The organism is Streptomyces sp. NPDC044719 (genome assembly GCF_056433405.1).
Window position 1 is genome coordinate 394,559 of record NZ_JBWKHE010000008.1, and the last position, 14,660, is coordinate 409,218.

14 protein-coding genes and 3 pseudogenes are annotated in these 14,660 nt (G+C 69.0%); 9 read left to right on the top strand and 8 right to left on the bottom strand.

The features are described from left to right. Positions 1-65 precede the first annotated feature (65 nt). The 6 genes and pseudogenes from tgmA to AC07DF_RS31260 all read left to right on the top strand — a co-directional run. Positions 66-257, top strand: a complete 192-nt coding sequence (gene tgmA, locus AC07DF_RS31235; RefSeq protein ID WP_478978863.1) for a putative ATP-grasp-modified RiPP — start codon at positions 66-68, stop codon at positions 255-257. 14 nt (positions 258-271) lie between these two features. Then, entirely contained in the window at positions 272-1,204 is a 933-nt protein-coding gene (gene tgmB / locus AC07DF_RS31240; RefSeq protein WP_478978866.1) for an ATP-grasp ribosomal peptide maturase, read from the top strand. Between the two features lie 117 nt (positions 1,205-1,321). Next, on the top strand, positions 1,322-2,383 hold the full coding sequence (locus tag AC07DF_RS31245) for a YihY/virulence factor BrkB family protein (protein ID WP_478978869.1): 1,062 nt from the start codon (positions 1,322-1,324) through the stop codon (positions 2,381-2,383). Between the two features lie 224 nt (positions 2,384-2,607). Beyond that, positions 2,608-3,228, top strand: a complete 621-nt coding sequence (locus AC07DF_RS31250) for a DinB family protein (protein ID WP_478978872.1) — start codon at positions 2,608-2,610, stop codon at positions 3,226-3,228. A 121-nt stretch (positions 3,229-3,349) separates the two neighbouring features. Continuing rightward, positions 3,350-3,934, top strand: a complete 585-nt coding sequence (locus AC07DF_RS31255) for a DinB family protein (protein WP_478978875.1) — start codon at positions 3,350-3,352, stop codon at positions 3,932-3,934. Positions 3,935-4,011: 77 nt separating this feature from the next. Next, positions 4,012-4,226: pseudogene (locus AC07DF_RS31260) on the top strand (hypothetical protein); the annotation flags it as partial. Positions 4,227-4,314: 88 nt separating this feature from the next. On the opposite strand, the gene AC07DF_RS31265 reads toward AC07DF_RS31260, so the two are convergent. The 5 genes from AC07DF_RS31265 to AC07DF_RS31285 all read right to left on the bottom strand — a co-directional run bounded on the left by AC07DF_RS31265 (position 4,315) and on the right by AC07DF_RS31285 (position 8,970). Next, positions 4,315-5,616: an MFS transporter gene (locus AC07DF_RS31265; RefSeq protein ID WP_478978878.1), complete on the bottom strand. Its 1,302-nt coding sequence runs from the start codon at positions 5,614-5,616 to the stop codon at positions 4,315-4,317. Continuing rightward, positions 5,613-6,749, bottom strand: coding sequence for a PLP-dependent cysteine synthase family protein (locus AC07DF_RS31270; RefSeq protein ID WP_478978881.1), 1,137 nt, complete (start codon positions 6,747-6,749; stop codon positions 5,613-5,615). The genes AC07DF_RS31265 and AC07DF_RS31270 overlap by 4 nt, the downstream gene beginning before the upstream one ends. A 137-nt stretch (positions 6,750-6,886) precedes the next feature. Next, a complete protein-coding gene (locus tag AC07DF_RS31275) occupies positions 6,887-7,219 on the bottom strand; it encodes a hypothetical protein (protein ID WP_478978884.1) in 333 nt (110 codons plus the stop codon). 797 nt (positions 7,220-8,016) lie between these two features. Then, on the bottom strand, positions 8,017-8,271 hold the full coding sequence (locus AC07DF_RS31280) for a hypothetical protein (RefSeq protein WP_478978887.1): 255 nt from the start codon (positions 8,269-8,271) through the stop codon (positions 8,017-8,019). Between the two features lie 357 nt (positions 8,272-8,628). Continuing rightward, positions 8,629-8,970, bottom strand: a complete 342-nt coding sequence (locus AC07DF_RS31285) for a hypothetical protein (protein ID WP_478978890.1) — start codon at positions 8,968-8,970, stop codon at positions 8,629-8,631. Here AC07DF_RS31285 and AC07DF_RS31290 point away from each other — a divergent pair. Next, positions 8,939-9,098, top strand: a pseudogene (locus tag AC07DF_RS31290) (TetR/AcrR family transcriptional regulator); the annotation flags it as partial. The gene AC07DF_RS31285 and the pseudogene AC07DF_RS31290 overlap by 32 nt on opposite strands. 95 nt (positions 9,099-9,193) lie before the next feature. On the opposite strand, the gene AC07DF_RS31295 reads toward AC07DF_RS31290, so the two are convergent. The 3 genes and pseudogenes from AC07DF_RS31295 to AC07DF_RS31305 form a co-directional block, all read right to left on the bottom strand. Then, on the bottom strand, positions 9,194-9,763 hold the full coding sequence (locus tag AC07DF_RS31295) for a TetR/AcrR family transcriptional regulator (protein WP_478978893.1): 570 nt from the start codon (positions 9,761-9,763) through the stop codon (positions 9,194-9,196). A 59-nt stretch (positions 9,764-9,822) separates the two neighbouring features. After that, positions 9,823-10,781, bottom strand: a pseudogene (locus tag AC07DF_RS31300) (DUF3533 domain-containing protein); the annotation flags it as partial. 7 nt (positions 10,782-10,788) lie between these two features. Continuing rightward, on the bottom strand, positions 10,789-11,901 hold the full coding sequence (locus tag AC07DF_RS31305) for a 4Fe-4S binding protein (protein WP_478978896.1): 1,113 nt from the start codon (positions 11,899-11,901) through the stop codon (positions 10,789-10,791). Positions 11,902-12,293: 392 nt separating this feature from the next. Between AC07DF_RS31305 and AC07DF_RS31310 the strand changes: the two genes are divergently transcribed. Both AC07DF_RS31310 and AC07DF_RS31315 read left to right on the top strand, forming a co-directional pair. Next, positions 12,294-12,995, top strand: a complete 702-nt coding sequence (locus AC07DF_RS31310) for an SDR family oxidoreductase (RefSeq protein WP_478978899.1) — start codon at positions 12,294-12,296, stop codon at positions 12,993-12,995. A gap of 22 nt (positions 12,996-13,017) precedes the next feature. Then, positions 13,018-13,896 (top strand): alpha/beta fold hydrolase, encoded by an 879-nt coding sequence (locus AC07DF_RS31315; protein ID WP_478978902.1) that lies wholly within the window; start codon positions 13,018-13,020, stop codon positions 13,894-13,896. Positions 13,897-14,660: the final 764 nt, after the last annotated feature.

Below are 14,660 nucleotides of genomic sequence, written 5' to 3' on the forward strand. Positions count from 1 at the left end.
TCAGCCGATGCCAGCGATGTGGATGAGGCGTGATGAGTTACTCCTTGCGAGCCCGGAGGTTTCGAGTGCGACCGTTCACCCTCAATTACGCCTTCCCCAGGGCGCTTCCGGCCGTGCCGACGCCCTACCGCTTCGACGAGTCACGCCAGTTGAACGTGCTGCCCGACGGCAGCCCCGCCGTCAGTGACCCGGACCTGCTCCTGGCGGCCGGTACGACGGTGTCCACGGCCGGCTCCAAAGCACACTTCGACGACTGACGGTCCGCGATCGCATGACCGTACTGATCCTGACCTCCAAAGAGGACGTCACCGCCGACATGGTGGTGGCCAAGCTGCACGACGCGGCGGTGCCCGTGATGCGGCTGGATCCCGCCGACCTGCCGGACAAGGCCCTGTTGTCCACGCTGTACACCCAGGGCGACTTCGAGGGTCATCTGTCCGCGCACGGACACCTGCTCAGCATGAAAGGTCTGCGGTCCGTCTGGGTGCGCAGACCCGGCGAACCGGCCGCGCACGCGGCGGAGCCCTCCGCGTGGCTGACCGCCGAGACCCGTCAGGCACTGTTCGGGATGCTCTACTCGTCCTCCGCGCGCTGGATGAACGATCCGCGCAACGCGGACCGGGCCCGCCTGAAGCCATGGCAGTTGAGGGCCGCTCACCTCAGCGGGTTCGCCGTACCACCGACCGTCATCACCACATTGCCGCGCCTGGCACGGCAGTTCGCCGAGCAGCACCGGGAGGTGGTGGTGAAGTCCGCCTCCGGGCCGCCGCCCGGTGAACCCACCCTGACCCTGCCCACCACGCTGATCGGCCCCGACTCGGACTTCTCCGGCGTCGCGGCCGGTCCCGCGCTGCTGCAACGGTACGTACCCAAGCGCGCCGACATCCGTCTGACCTGTGTCGGATCCCGGCTGTTCGCGGCACGCAAGACGGCTGAACCACACCAGGTCGACGGGCGCTACGGAGACACCGAGCACACCTGGGAGCCGGTTCCGGTACCGGACCGTGTCGGCACATCCGTGCGCGACTACGTCGCCGCCGCCGGACTGGCCTACGCCGCCTTCGACTTCGCCGAGGACGAGGACGGCCTCTGGTGGTTCCTCGAGTGCAACCAGAGCGGCCAGTACGGCTTCATCGAACTTGAAACGGGCCAGCCGATCTCGGAGGCCGTGGCCCTGTGGCTGTCCCGCCGGGTCGACCGCTGAGGCCGGGAAGCAAGTGCTTCCAGTGCACCACGCGGGACCCTCGTCACCGTGGGCGATTATCGGGATGAAATACCACAAACAACGTATAGGTGGTCCGTGGTCGGATACCCGCCGGGCATGGTGCGGACACTGAGACAGCATGGAAAGCACGGCGGGCACGCCACGGCCGGCCACGAGACCGAGACCGGACAGGGGACGAGTCCCGGGCCGGACGAACAGGTGGAGGAGCGGGCGCCCGACAGGCTGAAGGATCTGCCCAGGGGCTCCTGGAAGCAGGTGCTGAAGGGGTCCCTGAAGGAGTTCAAGAAGGATGAGCTGGCCGACCGGGCCGCGGCACTGACGTACTACGGGATCCTGGCCCTGTTCCCGGCTCTGCTGGCGTTGATCTCGCTGCTCGGGGTCGTCGGCCAGTCGGCGTCCCAGCAGGTGCTGGACAACATCCAAAAGCTCGCCCCGGGCGCGGCGCAGGATGTCTTGCGCAACGCGGTGCAGCAGATGCAAGGCAACGCGGGGCTCGGTTCGATCGTGGCGATCGTGGGTCTGGTGCTGGCGGTGTGGTCGGCGTCCGGTTATGTCGCCGCGTTCATCCGCAGCGCGAATGCGGTCTACGACGTCCCCGAGGGGCGCCCGGTGTGGAAGGTGCTGCCGGTCCGGGTCGGTGTGACCGTGGTTCTGATGGTGCTGGCCGTGGTCAGCGCGGTGATCGTGGTGTTCACCGGCGGCCTGGCCCGCGAGATCGGCACCGCGCTGGGCCTCGGGGACACCTTCTTGACCGTGTGGTCGATCGCGAAGTGGCCGGTGCTGATCATCCTGGTCACGGTCATGATCGCGCTCCTGTACTGGGCGACACCGAACGCCAGGGTCCGCGGCTTCCGCTGGATCACGCCGGGCAGCTTCCTGGCGCTGGCGATCTGGATCATCGCCTCGGCCGGATTCGCGCTGTACGTGGCCAATTTCGCCTCGTACAACAAGACCTATGGCACGTTCGCCGGGGTGATCATCTTCTTGGTGTGGCTGTGGATCACGAACCTGGCGATCCTGCTGGGCCTGGAGTTCGACGCCGAGCTGCAGCGCCGGCGTGCCACGGCAGGCGGCCATCCCCCGGATGCCGAACCGTACGTCCAGCCCCGTGACACCCGGAAGTGGGACGAGGAGGACCACCGCCGGCTTGAATCCTGAGTGGGCGGGATTCCTGGTCATGGGTTGGGAGAGCGGAGCTGCGGGACGGCGATCACCGGCTCGCGGCTGCGGCGGGTGATCGCATGCGGGCCACCGTGGATGCGCCGAGGTTGCGGCAAGCCCTTCGGCCGGGCGCTGGGGCCCCGGAAAACGAGACGCGACTGTAGCGCTGGTTGTGCCAGGCTGGCGGATCGCCCAGGACCAGTTCGACACAGGAGCATCCGATGCCGACACCGTCCCGCCTGTCTCCGTTACTGGAGCAGTTCGACTTCGCTCGCGAGCGCCTCGTCCACCGCATGACAGGGCCCGTCATGGACAGCGGCGACGGGACGGACACCGAAGTCGGCCCCATGACCGACGAGGAATACCTCTGGGAGCCGGTGCCCGACTGCTGGTCGGTACGGCGGCGCGTGAACGGGCCGGGGCTTCGCGCGACTCTCCTTGCCGGCACCGGCGATTGGGGACGCGACGCCGCCTCCTACCCGCACCCCTGGCCCCCGCCCTTCACCACCATCGCATGGCGCCTGAGCCACCTCAGCGAGATGCTGACCTTGCGCGCCGACCACACCGCCGGCACCCACACGCTGACCCGCGACGACTATCCCGTCGTCGCGGACGCCGCAGCGGCGGTCACCGCCTTCGACGCCGGCGCCGCGGCCTGGCGCGAGGCGCTGCTGAGCGCGGACGACGCAGCACTCGACACCGTGGGGTACTGCACCTACCCGCACGGCAGCGACCCGGACGAGCCGTTCGTCGACATCGTGTGGTGGGTCAACCAGGAACTGCTGCACCACGGTGCCGAGATCGCCCTGCTGCGTGACCTCTACCGCGCCCGACATCACTGAACCCCACCAACGCACCCCCGCCGATCACGCCGAGTACCTCGCCACACTCGTCGACCGCTAGGCGGCCGGACCACGTACGGGATCTTGAGAGCACAAGCTGCCCATGGCAGGCTCACGCCGCATGATCGATGAGTTCGCGAAAGACAACCTGCACGGGAGACTGCGCCGGGACCGCGAGGCGCTGCTCTGGAAACTCGACGGCTTGTCCGAATACGACGTCCGCCGGCCTTTGACAGCGACCGGGACCAACCTCCTCGGCCTGGTGAAACACGTGGCCACCGTCGAGGCCAGGTACTTCGGCGAGGTCTTCGACCGCCCCTCCCCGGAACCGCTGTCCCGGTGGCAGGACTACGACGGCAGCGATCTGTGGGCGACCGAGGACGAGACCCGCGATCAGATCATCGGGTTCTACCGGCGCACGTGGGAGCACTCGGACACGACGATCAACGAGCTTCCCCTCGACGCCCCCGGCCACGTGCCGTGGTGGCCGGAGCCTTATCTCAACACGAACCTGTTCGCCATCATGGTCCATGTCCTCGGCGAGTCCATCCGGCATGCCGGGCACGCCGATATCCTGCGCGAGGGCCTCGACGGCCGGACCGGGGTGCGCGCCGAACACGAGACGCAGATCGACGAGGAAGCCCGCGCGGCCTACTGCGCGAAGATCGAGCAGGCCGCCAGGTTGGCCGCACCGGTCAAGGCTTAGAGGTTGTCTCACGTGACGTGATGTGCGTGCGTGCGTGCGTGCGTGCGTGCGGCATGATGCCCGTCGGCCTGTGACATCGGCTGCACCGGGCGGTGCTGGGCGAACTCGGGGCCCGGGGCGAGCTGGAGTGGACCTCGGCGATCGTCGACGGGCCCGGCGCGAACATGCACGACAGCCTCGCCCTCAAGCCGCTCATCCGCGGCATACCCGCCGTCCGATCCCGCCGGGACCAGAGTCCGGCGAACGCCTCGGTCGGCACCGCTGGAAGATCGAACGGTCGATCGCCTGGCTCTTGCCCCCCGGGGACGTAGCGGTCGGCTCGCCACCGCGTAGGGGTGGGGCTCCGTGTGTCGCCCCACCCCCAGGCCGAAGGGTCGATGTCAGACGGTGGCGTGGAGTGGCTCGGAACCGGAAGCCGCCACCAGGCGGCCGGTGCGGTGCAGGCCGTAGAGGGCGGTCGCACATGCGAGGCCGAGCACGAACAGCGTGATCCACGGCAGCGCGGGAACCCCGGCTGCCCGTGCCGCGTCGAGTGCGGCGCCCGTAGCCAGGTTCCCGACGGTGATGCCGACACCGCAGATCGTGTTGTACAGCCCGTAGTGGGTGGCGACCAGGCGGTCACCGGAGAGGCGGACGATGGTGTCCATCTCGAACGGGTAGGCGATCATGGTGCCGATGGCCAGCATCAGCGCGGCAAGCGTCGGTGGCACTGCCGCGAGCAGCCACAGCCCGATCCGGGACTCCGGTACGGGTACGGCGGTGGCGAGCAACAGGGGAACGAACGCCAGCCCCATGACCGCCAGGCCGCGCACGAGCGCTTGGCCGGGCTCGTAGCGCGCCTTGCACCATGCGGTCACGCGCGTCTGTCCGAGGATCGTGGTCAGCCCGGAGACGGCGAAGAGCATCGCCACCGCGGCCGTGCCGAAGTTCCCGTCGCCACCGAGCCGGCGCACTTCCAGCGGAAGCGCCAGGTAGACCTGGAAGGACAGGACGTACGAGCCGATCATGGCGAGGGAGAAGAGCAGGAACGGCCGGTTGGCGAGGATGCCGCGCCACTGCGCGAGTACGCCCTGGCCGCCGTCGCCGTCCTGCGGCTTGGCGTCCTCGCCCCGCCGGGCGGGCAGCGCGCGGATCTGCACGACGCTCAGCACCGCGAAGATGCCGGCCGACACCAGGCAGGTGATGCGGAAGTCCACCCCGGTCAGCACCATGCCCGCCAGCGGGCCCAGCAGGATGCCGGCCTGGTAGAACACGTTGAACAGGGCGAACGCCTCAACCCTGCGCTCCCCCGCATCGGCCGCGAGGTAGGCCCGAACGGCCGGGTTGAACAGTGCCCCGGCCAGCCCGGTCGCCGCGGAAGCGGCGAGCAGCGCGGGCAGCGAGTCGACCAGTCCGAGTGTCGCGAAGCCAAGGGTGCGCAGCACACACCCGGCGACGATCATCGGCTTGTAGCCGAGCCGGTCGGCCAGCGTCCCGCCGACCAGGAACATGCCCTGCTGGCTGAAGTTGCGTACACCGAGGACGAGTCCCACGATCCAGCCGGCCAGCCCGAGCGTTCCCGAAAGGTGGGCGGCCAGGTAGGGCATCAGCATGTAGAACCCGAGGTTGATGGTGAACTGGTTCACCATCAACAGCTGGACGCTGCGTTCGTACGACCGGACCTGGGTGAGCAGCCCCTTCACCGGCCCACCTCCGACGAGTCGGACTCCACGCCGGCGACGTCCTCGGCCACGGTCGGGTCCGCGTCCTGCAGAGTGAGCGGATCGACCACAGTGGTGCACCGGGTCCAGCGAGTGGCCTCCTTCTCGTCCAGGCGGCCGATGAGCTCCGGTTCGGGCGCGGGTGGTGAGTTCAGCAGGCCGTGGGCGGCGCAGAAGTCGTCGTCGTAGACCGTCCCCAGGTAACGCTGCGGACCATCAGGGAAGATCGCGACGATCCGAGCGTCCGCGGGCATCGTTCGCGCCAGCCAGCCGGCCACCAGCGCGACCGCGCCGACGCTCCACCCTCCGGTGGCGTAGTGGGAGGCCGCCAGTTGGCGGCACGTCGACACGGCCTCGTGCGGGGCCACCCAGTGAACCTCGGAGAACTGCTGGTAGGCGACGTTGCGGGGGTAGATGCTGGAGCCGAGTCCACGCATCAGCCGAGGGCGGGCGGGCTGGCCGAAGATCGTGGAACCGGTCGTGTCCACCCCTACGACGGTCACCTCCGGGTAGAGCTGCCGCAGAACTCGAGAGACACCGGCCGAGTGACCGCCGGTGCCGACGCTGCACACCAGCACGTCGATGTGGCCCATCTCCGAGGCGAGTTCGAGCGCCAGCGGGGTGTAGGCGGCGACGTTGTCCGGATTGCTGTACTGGTCAGGGCACCAGGATCCGGGGTGCTGCTCCAGCAGCCGCTGCACGCGCTCGCGGCGGGCCTGCTGCCAGCCGCCCGTGGGATGAGGCTCGGAGACGACGTTGACCTGGGTGCCGTACGCGGTCAGCAGCCGGGTCATGGACGACTCCAGTCCCGGGTCGGTGACCAGGATGACCGGGTGGCCGTACACCATCCCGGCCAGAGCCAGCCCCAGTCCCAGGGTGCCGCTCGTGGACTCGATGATCCGCCCACCGGGCCGCAGGTCACCACGGGCACGGGCCCGCTCCACCATGTGCAGCCCCGGGCGGTCCTTGATACCGCCGGGGTTGAACCCCTCAAGCTTGGCCCAGAAGCCGCGCCCGGCCGGGGCCAGCGGCTCTGACACCCGCAGCAGGGGCGTGTTGCCCACCAGCCCGGACAGGGCGGGCTGGCCGGACTCGGCCTTGGTCAATGACTGCATGTCTGTGTCTTCACTCTCGCTCGATGAATGCAGGTGCAGGTTCATCTCGCGCCCCACGGCGACAGGGCGGACCGAGGTCCGCGCTCAGACGTCGGGTGCGCGGCAGCGACGGGGTCCGTCAGCTGCGAGCGAGTGGTCTAGATCCGCCACCGGGACGTACGGACGAGTGCCACACGCCCGGTGCGTGTGTTGCGGCGTCTGCGCAATCCATGCCGGGCCGGCGGTCCTCCCACCACAGCGGACACGGCGACCAGGACGACCATGGCCATCGCGCCGACGGGAAGCTCCTCCACCGCCTGCGCCGCCGCACGGACGACCACGCTCGGCTCGCAGCCCTCGGAGCCGTGGGGGACGTGGGGCTCGTGGGGCTCCCCGCCCACGGCCGTCGTCGAAGCAGCAGCGGGAACGGGTCCCGAAACGTGCGTCTCCTCGACGGCGCCATGTATGACGGCGCACAGCATGAGGGCCATCACGAGGGCACCGCGGATGGCCGAGGCCAGTCGGCGTGACCAGGATGAGCCGCCTGGGGCCCAAAGGCCATCAGCGGTCATTCGAAAGTGGGTCGGCACAGGTCCTCCGCGCTGCTGCCGCGTCTCCAAAGAGCTGGAGTGAGGCGCAGGCATGGGTGGGGGGCAGGACGGCATCGACGAACGTGACGGCCCATCATGAGTACGGGACGACACTCGTCTCGCGGTACCAGCCGAACCGGTGACAAACGGCGGGCTGGTCGGAGGGTTGCGTCCTTCTAGACCTGCTGCACTACGGAGGCCGCTCTCAAAGCCGCGGGTGGGGCACCGTCCATGGGCCTGCCAGCCGCAGGAAATCTCGTGGCTGAGACATCATCAGTGCCGGCTGATTCGCGAACCGACGCTGCAAAGCAGGGCGGCACCAGCACAGAACCCTGCTGAGGCTGCCCCGATGCACACTGCTCACCAGGATGTGACGGCTCATGACCGCCGTGGTCATCATCCGAGGGTGCAGCGGGTGCGGTTGCACTGATGGAGAGGTGTCCAGTGACGCTTTCGACGTGCGCGCCGTGTGTCACGACGACCCCGAACAGCAAAACGGCCAGGGCCAGCACGCGCAGCACCGGGCCCGCGGAGCGGACCCTGAGCATGCATGGAGGCGACCAGGCCGTAATCATGCCGTGATCCTAACGGCTTGCCTGCAGTCCTCGACCACCACTCTGGAAACACCGGACCAACTCGTCAGGCGAATGGCTTGTTTGCTGTGGCGAGCGCACTCGGGCCATCGCTGGCCGCACAGGTCAGGCGGCCTCTTCGACCTCCGGTGGCTCCGCCGGCTTCCGCCCGTTCAAGACCTGGCGCACCCACCCCTCCGACAGGCACAACCGGGCCGCCAGGTCCGGCACCAACACCCCACGCCGGTAGGCACCGCGCAGTGCCGCATTCCTTCGCCCCTGCCACCGCTCCCGCGCCCCCCTGCTCGCCACCGTCCGGTGCAGCAGCACCGCCGCAGTGAGCAGCAGCCGGCCCGCCATGTTGTCCAGCCTGCTTCGCATGCAGATCCCCCTGTCGTCGCGGCACGTCCCTGCTGACAGACCACGGTCAGCTGCCGACGGTGCGGCCACAAGGGCGCGAAAGCTCCATGCGCAAGCGCCCCCAGCAGAATCGGCCGCGTTTCGCCATACCGTCAGGCGTGCGAAACCTCGAGCGCGCGCTGTACGCAACCGGGTCTGCGGGTCAGAACGTCGGGCGGCGTACTGACTCTGTGGGCTCGGAGCGTCAACGAGCGTCACGACCCGGTCGACTCCTGCCTTGCGCACCGGGGCAATCACTGATGACGTCGTGCACCCTTCCAGGGTGCGGGGCCAGCCCGTGGCGGAGCGACCTTGTTCTGCTCCGGTCCGCTCAGCGGCTCAGGCAGCCGCCGGCTTCCGGATGCGCGGGTGGTTCTCCAGAGCCCATCGCACGGTCTTCGGCGGGCGTCCGAGCAGGGTTTCCAGCTCGTCGGTGATGCCGCCGTATCCTCCACGGCCGATGATCCGGGTCAGGGTCTTCAGATGCTCCGCGATGTGCGGGTACGCGGACATGTTGGTGTCCACGTACGTCTTGTTCCAGGTTTCGATGTCTTCGGGGACATACTTGACCGGGCGTCCCAGCACGGCCGCGAAGTCCTCTGCGATCCCGTGCATGTCCTTCAGCTCCGGGCCGGTGAGCGCGTAGGACTTGGAGGCGCAGGAGAGGCGCGACAGCGTCATCCGCGCGGCGATCGCCGAGTTCGCGATCGCCGGCCTACCACGGCACCACCACCGCGACGATCGCCAAGAGGCTCGGCGTCACGCAGCCGTATCTCTTCCGGCTCTTCCCGGACAAGAAGGCGATCTTCGCTCTTCGCCTGCGGCATGCTCGGCACCACTCTTGCGGCTATGGGGCTCTCGCCGAACGCCGGGCGGTAGGGAAGCGTTCTGGAGGGGCGATGCGTCAGCGCATGCCTGCCGCGTCGAGCAGGGTGATCACCGTGGGCGCGACGAGCCCCGTCAGCTTGTCCGCGCCGATGCCCGCGCGGGCGCTGGCACCATCGAAGACCAGACTGAGCTGCCGGGCCAGCAGACCGGGATCGCCCGCCCCGCCCTGCTCGGCCTCGGCACGGAAGAAGGCGGTCAGGTTCTCCTTGACCTGATGGGCGACCCGGCTCGCGGGGTGACTCTGGTCCTTGAGCTCGATCTGCGCGGCCAGGAAGGGGCAGCCGTAGAACTCGGGCGCACCCGACTGCGATTCCACCTGCTCGAAGACGTGCAGGATCCGCTCCCGGGGTGAACGGTCGTCGTCCACCGTGGGCAGGAGCACTGCCACGTAGGCGGAAGTGCGCCGCTCCAGACTCGCCGCCAGCAGTTCGTCCTTGCTCTCGAACAGCTGGTACATGGAGCGCTTCGACACCCCCGCCGCCTTGCACAGCGCCTCGACGCCGATGCCGACACCGTCTCGGTAGGTGAGCGTGGCCGCCGCCTCCAGCAGCCGCTCCCTGGGGGTCGGTTTCACTTCTGTGGTCATGCTGTGAGGTTAACTCGATTCCGACAGAATGAAAACTGATCGGTTTCCAGGGGCTCCCGCTATGCCGGGACCGCCGTCTGCTCGGGCGTCGTCTCCACCGGCATGCGGTGCAGTCCCTTGGGGTCGTACCACCCAAGTACGCCGAAGCCGAACAGTGCTGCGGCCACGAGGCCGGCTGCCATCATGACCCAGCCACGGGTCAGACCGGCGTCGCCCTGGGCGTCGTAGTAGAGGATCGAGAGGATGCCGCCGGTGATCTGCCGCAACGGCTCGAACTCCGCGAGGAAGCGGTAGAAGCCGGGCAACGCCTCGATGGGGGTGGCCCCGGCCGTCGGCACCGCCATCCCGATGAAGACCAGCGTGACCACCAGCATGCCGGGCGTGCCGCAGACCGCGAGGAGGGTCAGCGCGCCGATCCCGGAGACCGCGATGGCGCACACCGAGAACAGCCACAGCAGCGGCAGGTGAGAGGCGTCCATGCCCATGAGGGCGACCGCGCCCACCATGACCAGGGTGCCCATCAGCAGGGACAGTCCGGCCATGAGGGTGCTGCTGATGGCGAGGGTCTGCACCCGGGTCGCCCGGATCAGTGGGCGGTGCAGGCGCCGTGGGCCCAGGTCGTTGTGGGTGTAGCCGAGGGCGTGGTCGACCTGGCCGCTGATGACGTTGGCGGAGAGCATGCCGACGACCACGAGGGTGAGCGCGTAGTAGAACGCCGTCAGGCCCAGGCCGCTGTGCGAGTCGAGCGGGCCGCACCGGGCAGCTTCGCCTGCTGCGCGCCGGTCCGCGCGGTCAGTTCCTTGCCCACCTGGAGCGAGGCGTTCTCGGCCGCCTGTGTCGTCGCCGTCCGGGCCAGGCCGGAGCCCAGACCGCCGGCGGACTGATTGGCCAGCACCGTCAGCGTCGGCCGGGCCGGGGTCCCGGTGGCCGCGGTGCTGGTCAGTGCGGCGGTGGAGGAGGTGAAGTCGGCGGGGACGACGAGCGCGCCGAACAGCTTGCCCTCGCCGAGTTCCTCCTTACGTACGTCACTCTCGCTCGGGGGACGCAGAACGCTTCGCCGGGGGCTGCCAGCCGCCGGTGACTTCCTTGACGGGCTTGTGGGGGAATCGGCGCTGGGCGTACTCCTGCGCATGTGAGCCCGGCAGCACGTAGAGCGTCTCCTTCTTGTCCCGGAGCGGCCGCAGCACGGTGTCCATGAACGACTTGCGGTCGTCCAGGTACGGGCCCAGGACGTCCTCGCCGGCGGGACAGACGGCCACGCAGTAGCCGGACTTGTAGCCAGGGGGCGAGCTCAGGCTCTGCCACATGGAGGCGCTCTCGGAATCCGTGACCCGGGAGCGATAGTCGGCGGCGTCCTCGCTGTCGGCCACGGTCTGCGCCCAGTCGGTGAACCCGCTCATGAACTCACGGTAGTTGTGCGTGGTGCAGGCCAGCGCGTCGAACGCTCCGTCCTTGGCGATGGCGCCGACCGGGCAGGCCGCGACGCACAACTTGCAGTCGATACAGGGGTTGTAGTCCAGCGCCTGCCCGTACTCGCTCACCTCCGCGTCCACCAGAACGGTGACCAGCAGGATGAAGCTGCCGAACTTCGGGTGGATGACGTTGCGGTGCAAGCCCATCACGCCGAGCCCGGCGGCCACCGCGACCGTCTTGTGCGCCACCACCCAGATCCGCTCGCTGGGGAAGCGGTCCATCTCCTGGGGGAAGCCGACGGACGGATTGAGTGCGCGGTAGCCGGCGTCCTGGAGCGCCTGGGTGACGCTGCGCGCGGCATGGTTGGCCTGCTCGTCGGCCTGGTGGAACTCCTGGTTGGCCACGCTGCGGGCCGGGGAGCGGCAGTTGTCGCGGTTCATCCTGACCGCCATCGCAATCAGGGTGCGGGTGCCGGGCAGCGCCGACTGCGCGTACTCGCGCTCGCCGGCCAGGTCAGGGTGGTCCAGGCTGACCGCGGCGACGTCGTCCGCACCGGCCGCCAGACACAGCTCGCGCAGCCAGGCCGCGTCGATCACCGCCGGCGGGCGCACCGCGTCACCGGCCCTGCGCCGGGCGAGTACGGCCTGTACAGACGGGTGGGCGGCCAGCTTCGCCGGAAGCCTGGGACCGGGCAGTTGCCCCTCGGCGTCGCGCGCGGCAGTCATCCGTGCTCCTAGTGACTCGGGGTCGGGACTCGCCTGCTGCACGGCGAGAAACCGATCAGTTTCACCACCGTAAACTGATCGGTTTTCGCATGCAAGCCCGAGCCGCGGGCCCGAGTCGCGGACCACCCCGCCCGACCGCCCTACGGGGCTGCGAGCCCCTCAACCGGCTCCTCGCTGACCCACCACCCCGTCACCAACGCCCGGAGCGCTCGCTCGCAGCAGTCGGCGTTCCACCTCAGGTGAGTCCTCCGCCTGTCTGGGGATCCACGGATACGGAACGCCACACCGAGGCCGGCCCCACGCGACTGTTCCCCTGACATGAGCTTGCGCTTGGAAACCGATCAGTTTACGGTGATGGAAACCGATCGGTTTCTCATTCTGTGGAGGCAGCCATGACCGCTTTGAAGGACGCACACGTCTTCGTCACCGGCGGCAGCCGGGGCATCGGCAAGGCGCTGGTGGAAGAGCTGTACGCGCGCGGCGCCGCCAAGGTCTACGCCACGGCCCGCGACCCGCGCAGCGTGACGCACCCCGACGCGATCCCAATGGCCCTGGAGGTCACCGACCCGGCCTCCGTGGCGGCGGCCGCCGCACAGGCGCAGGATGCCACCGTGCTGATCAACAACGCAGGTGCCGCGGTCGGCGCCTCCTTCCTCGACTCCCCGGTCGACGACGTACGCCGGGAGTTCGAGACCAATTTCTACGGCCCACTACTGGTCACCCGCGCCTTCGCGCCGATCATCGAACGCAACGGCGGCGGCCACATCCTCAATGTGCACTCCGTGCTCTCCTGGCTGGCCCTCGGCGGCTCCTACAGCGCCTCCAAGGCCGCCCTGTGGTCGCAGACCAACTCCCTGCGCCTGGAACTGCAGCCGCGCGGCATCGCCGTCACCGGACTGCACGTGGGGTACGTGGACACGGACCTGGCGGCGGACGTCGACGCACCCAAGTCCGACCCTCGTGACGTCGCCGCACTCGCCCTCGACGGCATCGAGACGGGCGCGTACGAGGTGCTCGCCGACGACATCACGCGTCAGGTCAAGGCGGGCCTGGCCGGCGATCTGGCCGGGCTGTACGCCCAGCTTGCCAATTAGGACAGGACAGGGAGACGGCGAGATGCCCAGCCAGGAGTCACGTCCCAGGATTCACATTCCGGGGACCACCACCCACACCATCGCCCCTCGCACAGGACTCGACGGCCGCGAGGGAACGCTGCGCTACCTCAAAGCGGGCAGCGGTGCCCCGCTGGTGCTGCTGCACACCGTGCGCACCCAGGCCGAGCACTTCCGTCTCCTCATCCCGTTGATCGCGGACCAGTACACCGTGTACGCCCTCGACCTGCCGGGGATGGGCTACTCCGAGATCGTGCCCGGGGCGTCGTACGACGAGCCGGCCATGCGCGCGGGCGTCGAGCGGCTCCTCACCGAACTCGACCTGCACGACGTGACGTTGGTCGGGGAGTCCATGGGGGCGGTGCTCGCCCTGACCGTCGCGGCCGATCTGCCGGAGCGCGTACGGCGCGTCGTCGCGGTGAACACCTACGACTTCCGCGGCGGGATCGCCCGGTCCAGCCTCCTCGCCCGCGTGGTGGTCAGCGGCGTCCTCACACCGGGAGTGGGCCCGGTGATCGCCGGAGTGGAGCCCAAGCCCGCCCTCAGCAAGATCCTTCAGGGCGGCCTCGGCGACAGGAGCGCACTGCGCGAGGACTACGTGGACGAACTCCTCCAGGTGGGCAAGCGCCCCGGCTACCCGACCGTCGCCCGGGGCGTGTACCAGGCTCTGCCCAGCCTCATCGCGGCCCGCGCGCGCTACCCCGAGGTCAAGGCACCCGTCCACCTCGTCTACGGCGAGAAGGACTGGTCCCGCCCCTCGGACCGGGAGGCCAACAAGCGCCTGCTCCCGGCCGCCGACTTCACGCAGGTGCCGAAGGCCGGCCACTTCATCGCCCTGGAACGGCCCGACGTGCTGGCCGACCTGCTGAACGCGGTGGCGTAAGCGTCCCGAGACGGCCGCGGTCACCCCCGATCGGGTGTGTTGCGTCGAAGGAGACCCGATCAACATGTTTTCGAGAAGGCGTCGTGCCAGGCAAAGGGGCAGCACATGACGGAGATCCGGATCGAGTCGACTACCCGCGGAGATGCGTGACGGCACGGTGCTGCGCGTGGATGTGTACCGGCCCGTCGGCAGCGGATCGTGGCCGGGCCTGCTGAGGAGCCCCCGCGAGAAGCAACAGACCTTGGAGCGGCCTTGAGCACAGCCGCGAGGTGGTCCTGACCGAAGACGACGGTGGCACGGCGGCACCCACCCGACGTGTCGACAACAGCACCCGCCCGCTGCACATCGTCGTTTTTTCGGTTTCGCTGAGCAGCCCGGCGGACGCCCAGAGCGTCAGACCGTCCTGGAGGAAGCCCCCCACCTGGCGAGGCCGGAGGAGCCGCTCAGCGTAGCCAACCTTCGACGCCCCATCGATACCCACCCCCCTGACAGGGCATGAACTGCTCGACAGGTCGCCTGGCACCCCATCAGAACGAGCGTCGAGGTATCGCCCGCGACGCCCACACCCCACATAATGCGCGCCCACAGAACCGCAGTTCAGGTCCCCTTCGCGGCAGGTTCAAGAATCGCCACACACTTCACATGATGAGTCCAGAGCGTCAAACGAGCGTCAAGGCCACGTTCCTCCGCCGACTGCCGGACTCGACGAGCTGCTCGGGCCGACTCACGGTGTCGTTGATCTGCCGCTGCACATGGCCTGGTCC

Excerpts from the sequence above, each read along its gene's own strand:
- tgmB (WP_478978866.1), top strand. The coding sequence starts at position 272 with ATGACCGTACTGATCCTGACCTCCAAAGAGGACGTCACCGCCGACATG.
- AC07DF_RS31245 (WP_478978869.1), top strand. The coding sequence starts at position 1,322 with ATGGTGCGGACACTGAGACAGCATGGAAAGCACGGCGGGCACGCCACG.
- AC07DF_RS31250 (WP_478978872.1), top strand. The coding sequence starts at position 2,608 with ATGCCGACACCGTCCCGCCTGTCTCCGTTACTGGAGCAGTTCGACTTC.
- AC07DF_RS31255 (WP_478978875.1), top strand. The coding sequence starts at position 3,350 with ATGATCGATGAGTTCGCGAAAGACAACCTGCACGGGAGACTGCGCCGG.
- AC07DF_RS31270 (WP_478978881.1), bottom strand. The coding sequence starts at position 6,749 with ATGCAGTCATTGACCAAGGCCGAGTCCGGCCAGCCCGCCCTGTCCGGG.
- AC07DF_RS31275 (WP_478978884.1), bottom strand. The coding sequence starts at position 7,219 with ATGGCCCTCATGCTGTGCGCCGTCATACATGGCGCCGTCGAGGAGACG.
- AC07DF_RS31280 (WP_478978887.1), bottom strand. The coding sequence starts at position 8,271 with ATGCGAAGCAGGCTGGACAACATGGCGGGCCGGCTGCTGCTCACTGCG.
- AC07DF_RS31285 (WP_478978890.1), bottom strand. The coding sequence starts at position 8,970 with ATGACGCTGTCGCGCCTCTCCTGCGCCTCCAAGTCCTACGCGCTCACC.
- AC07DF_RS31295 (WP_478978893.1), bottom strand. The coding sequence starts at position 9,763 with ATGACCACAGAAGTGAAACCGACCCCCAGGGAGCGGCTGCTGGAGGCG.
- AC07DF_RS31305 (WP_478978896.1), bottom strand. The coding sequence starts at position 11,901 with ATGACTGCCGCGCGCGACGCCGAGGGGCAACTGCCCGGTCCCAGGCTT.
- AC07DF_RS31310 (WP_478978899.1), top strand. The coding sequence starts at position 12,294 with ATGACCGCTTTGAAGGACGCACACGTCTTCGTCACCGGCGGCAGCCGG.
- AC07DF_RS31315 (WP_478978902.1), top strand. The coding sequence starts at position 13,018 with ATGCCCAGCCAGGAGTCACGTCCCAGGATTCACATTCCGGGGACCACC.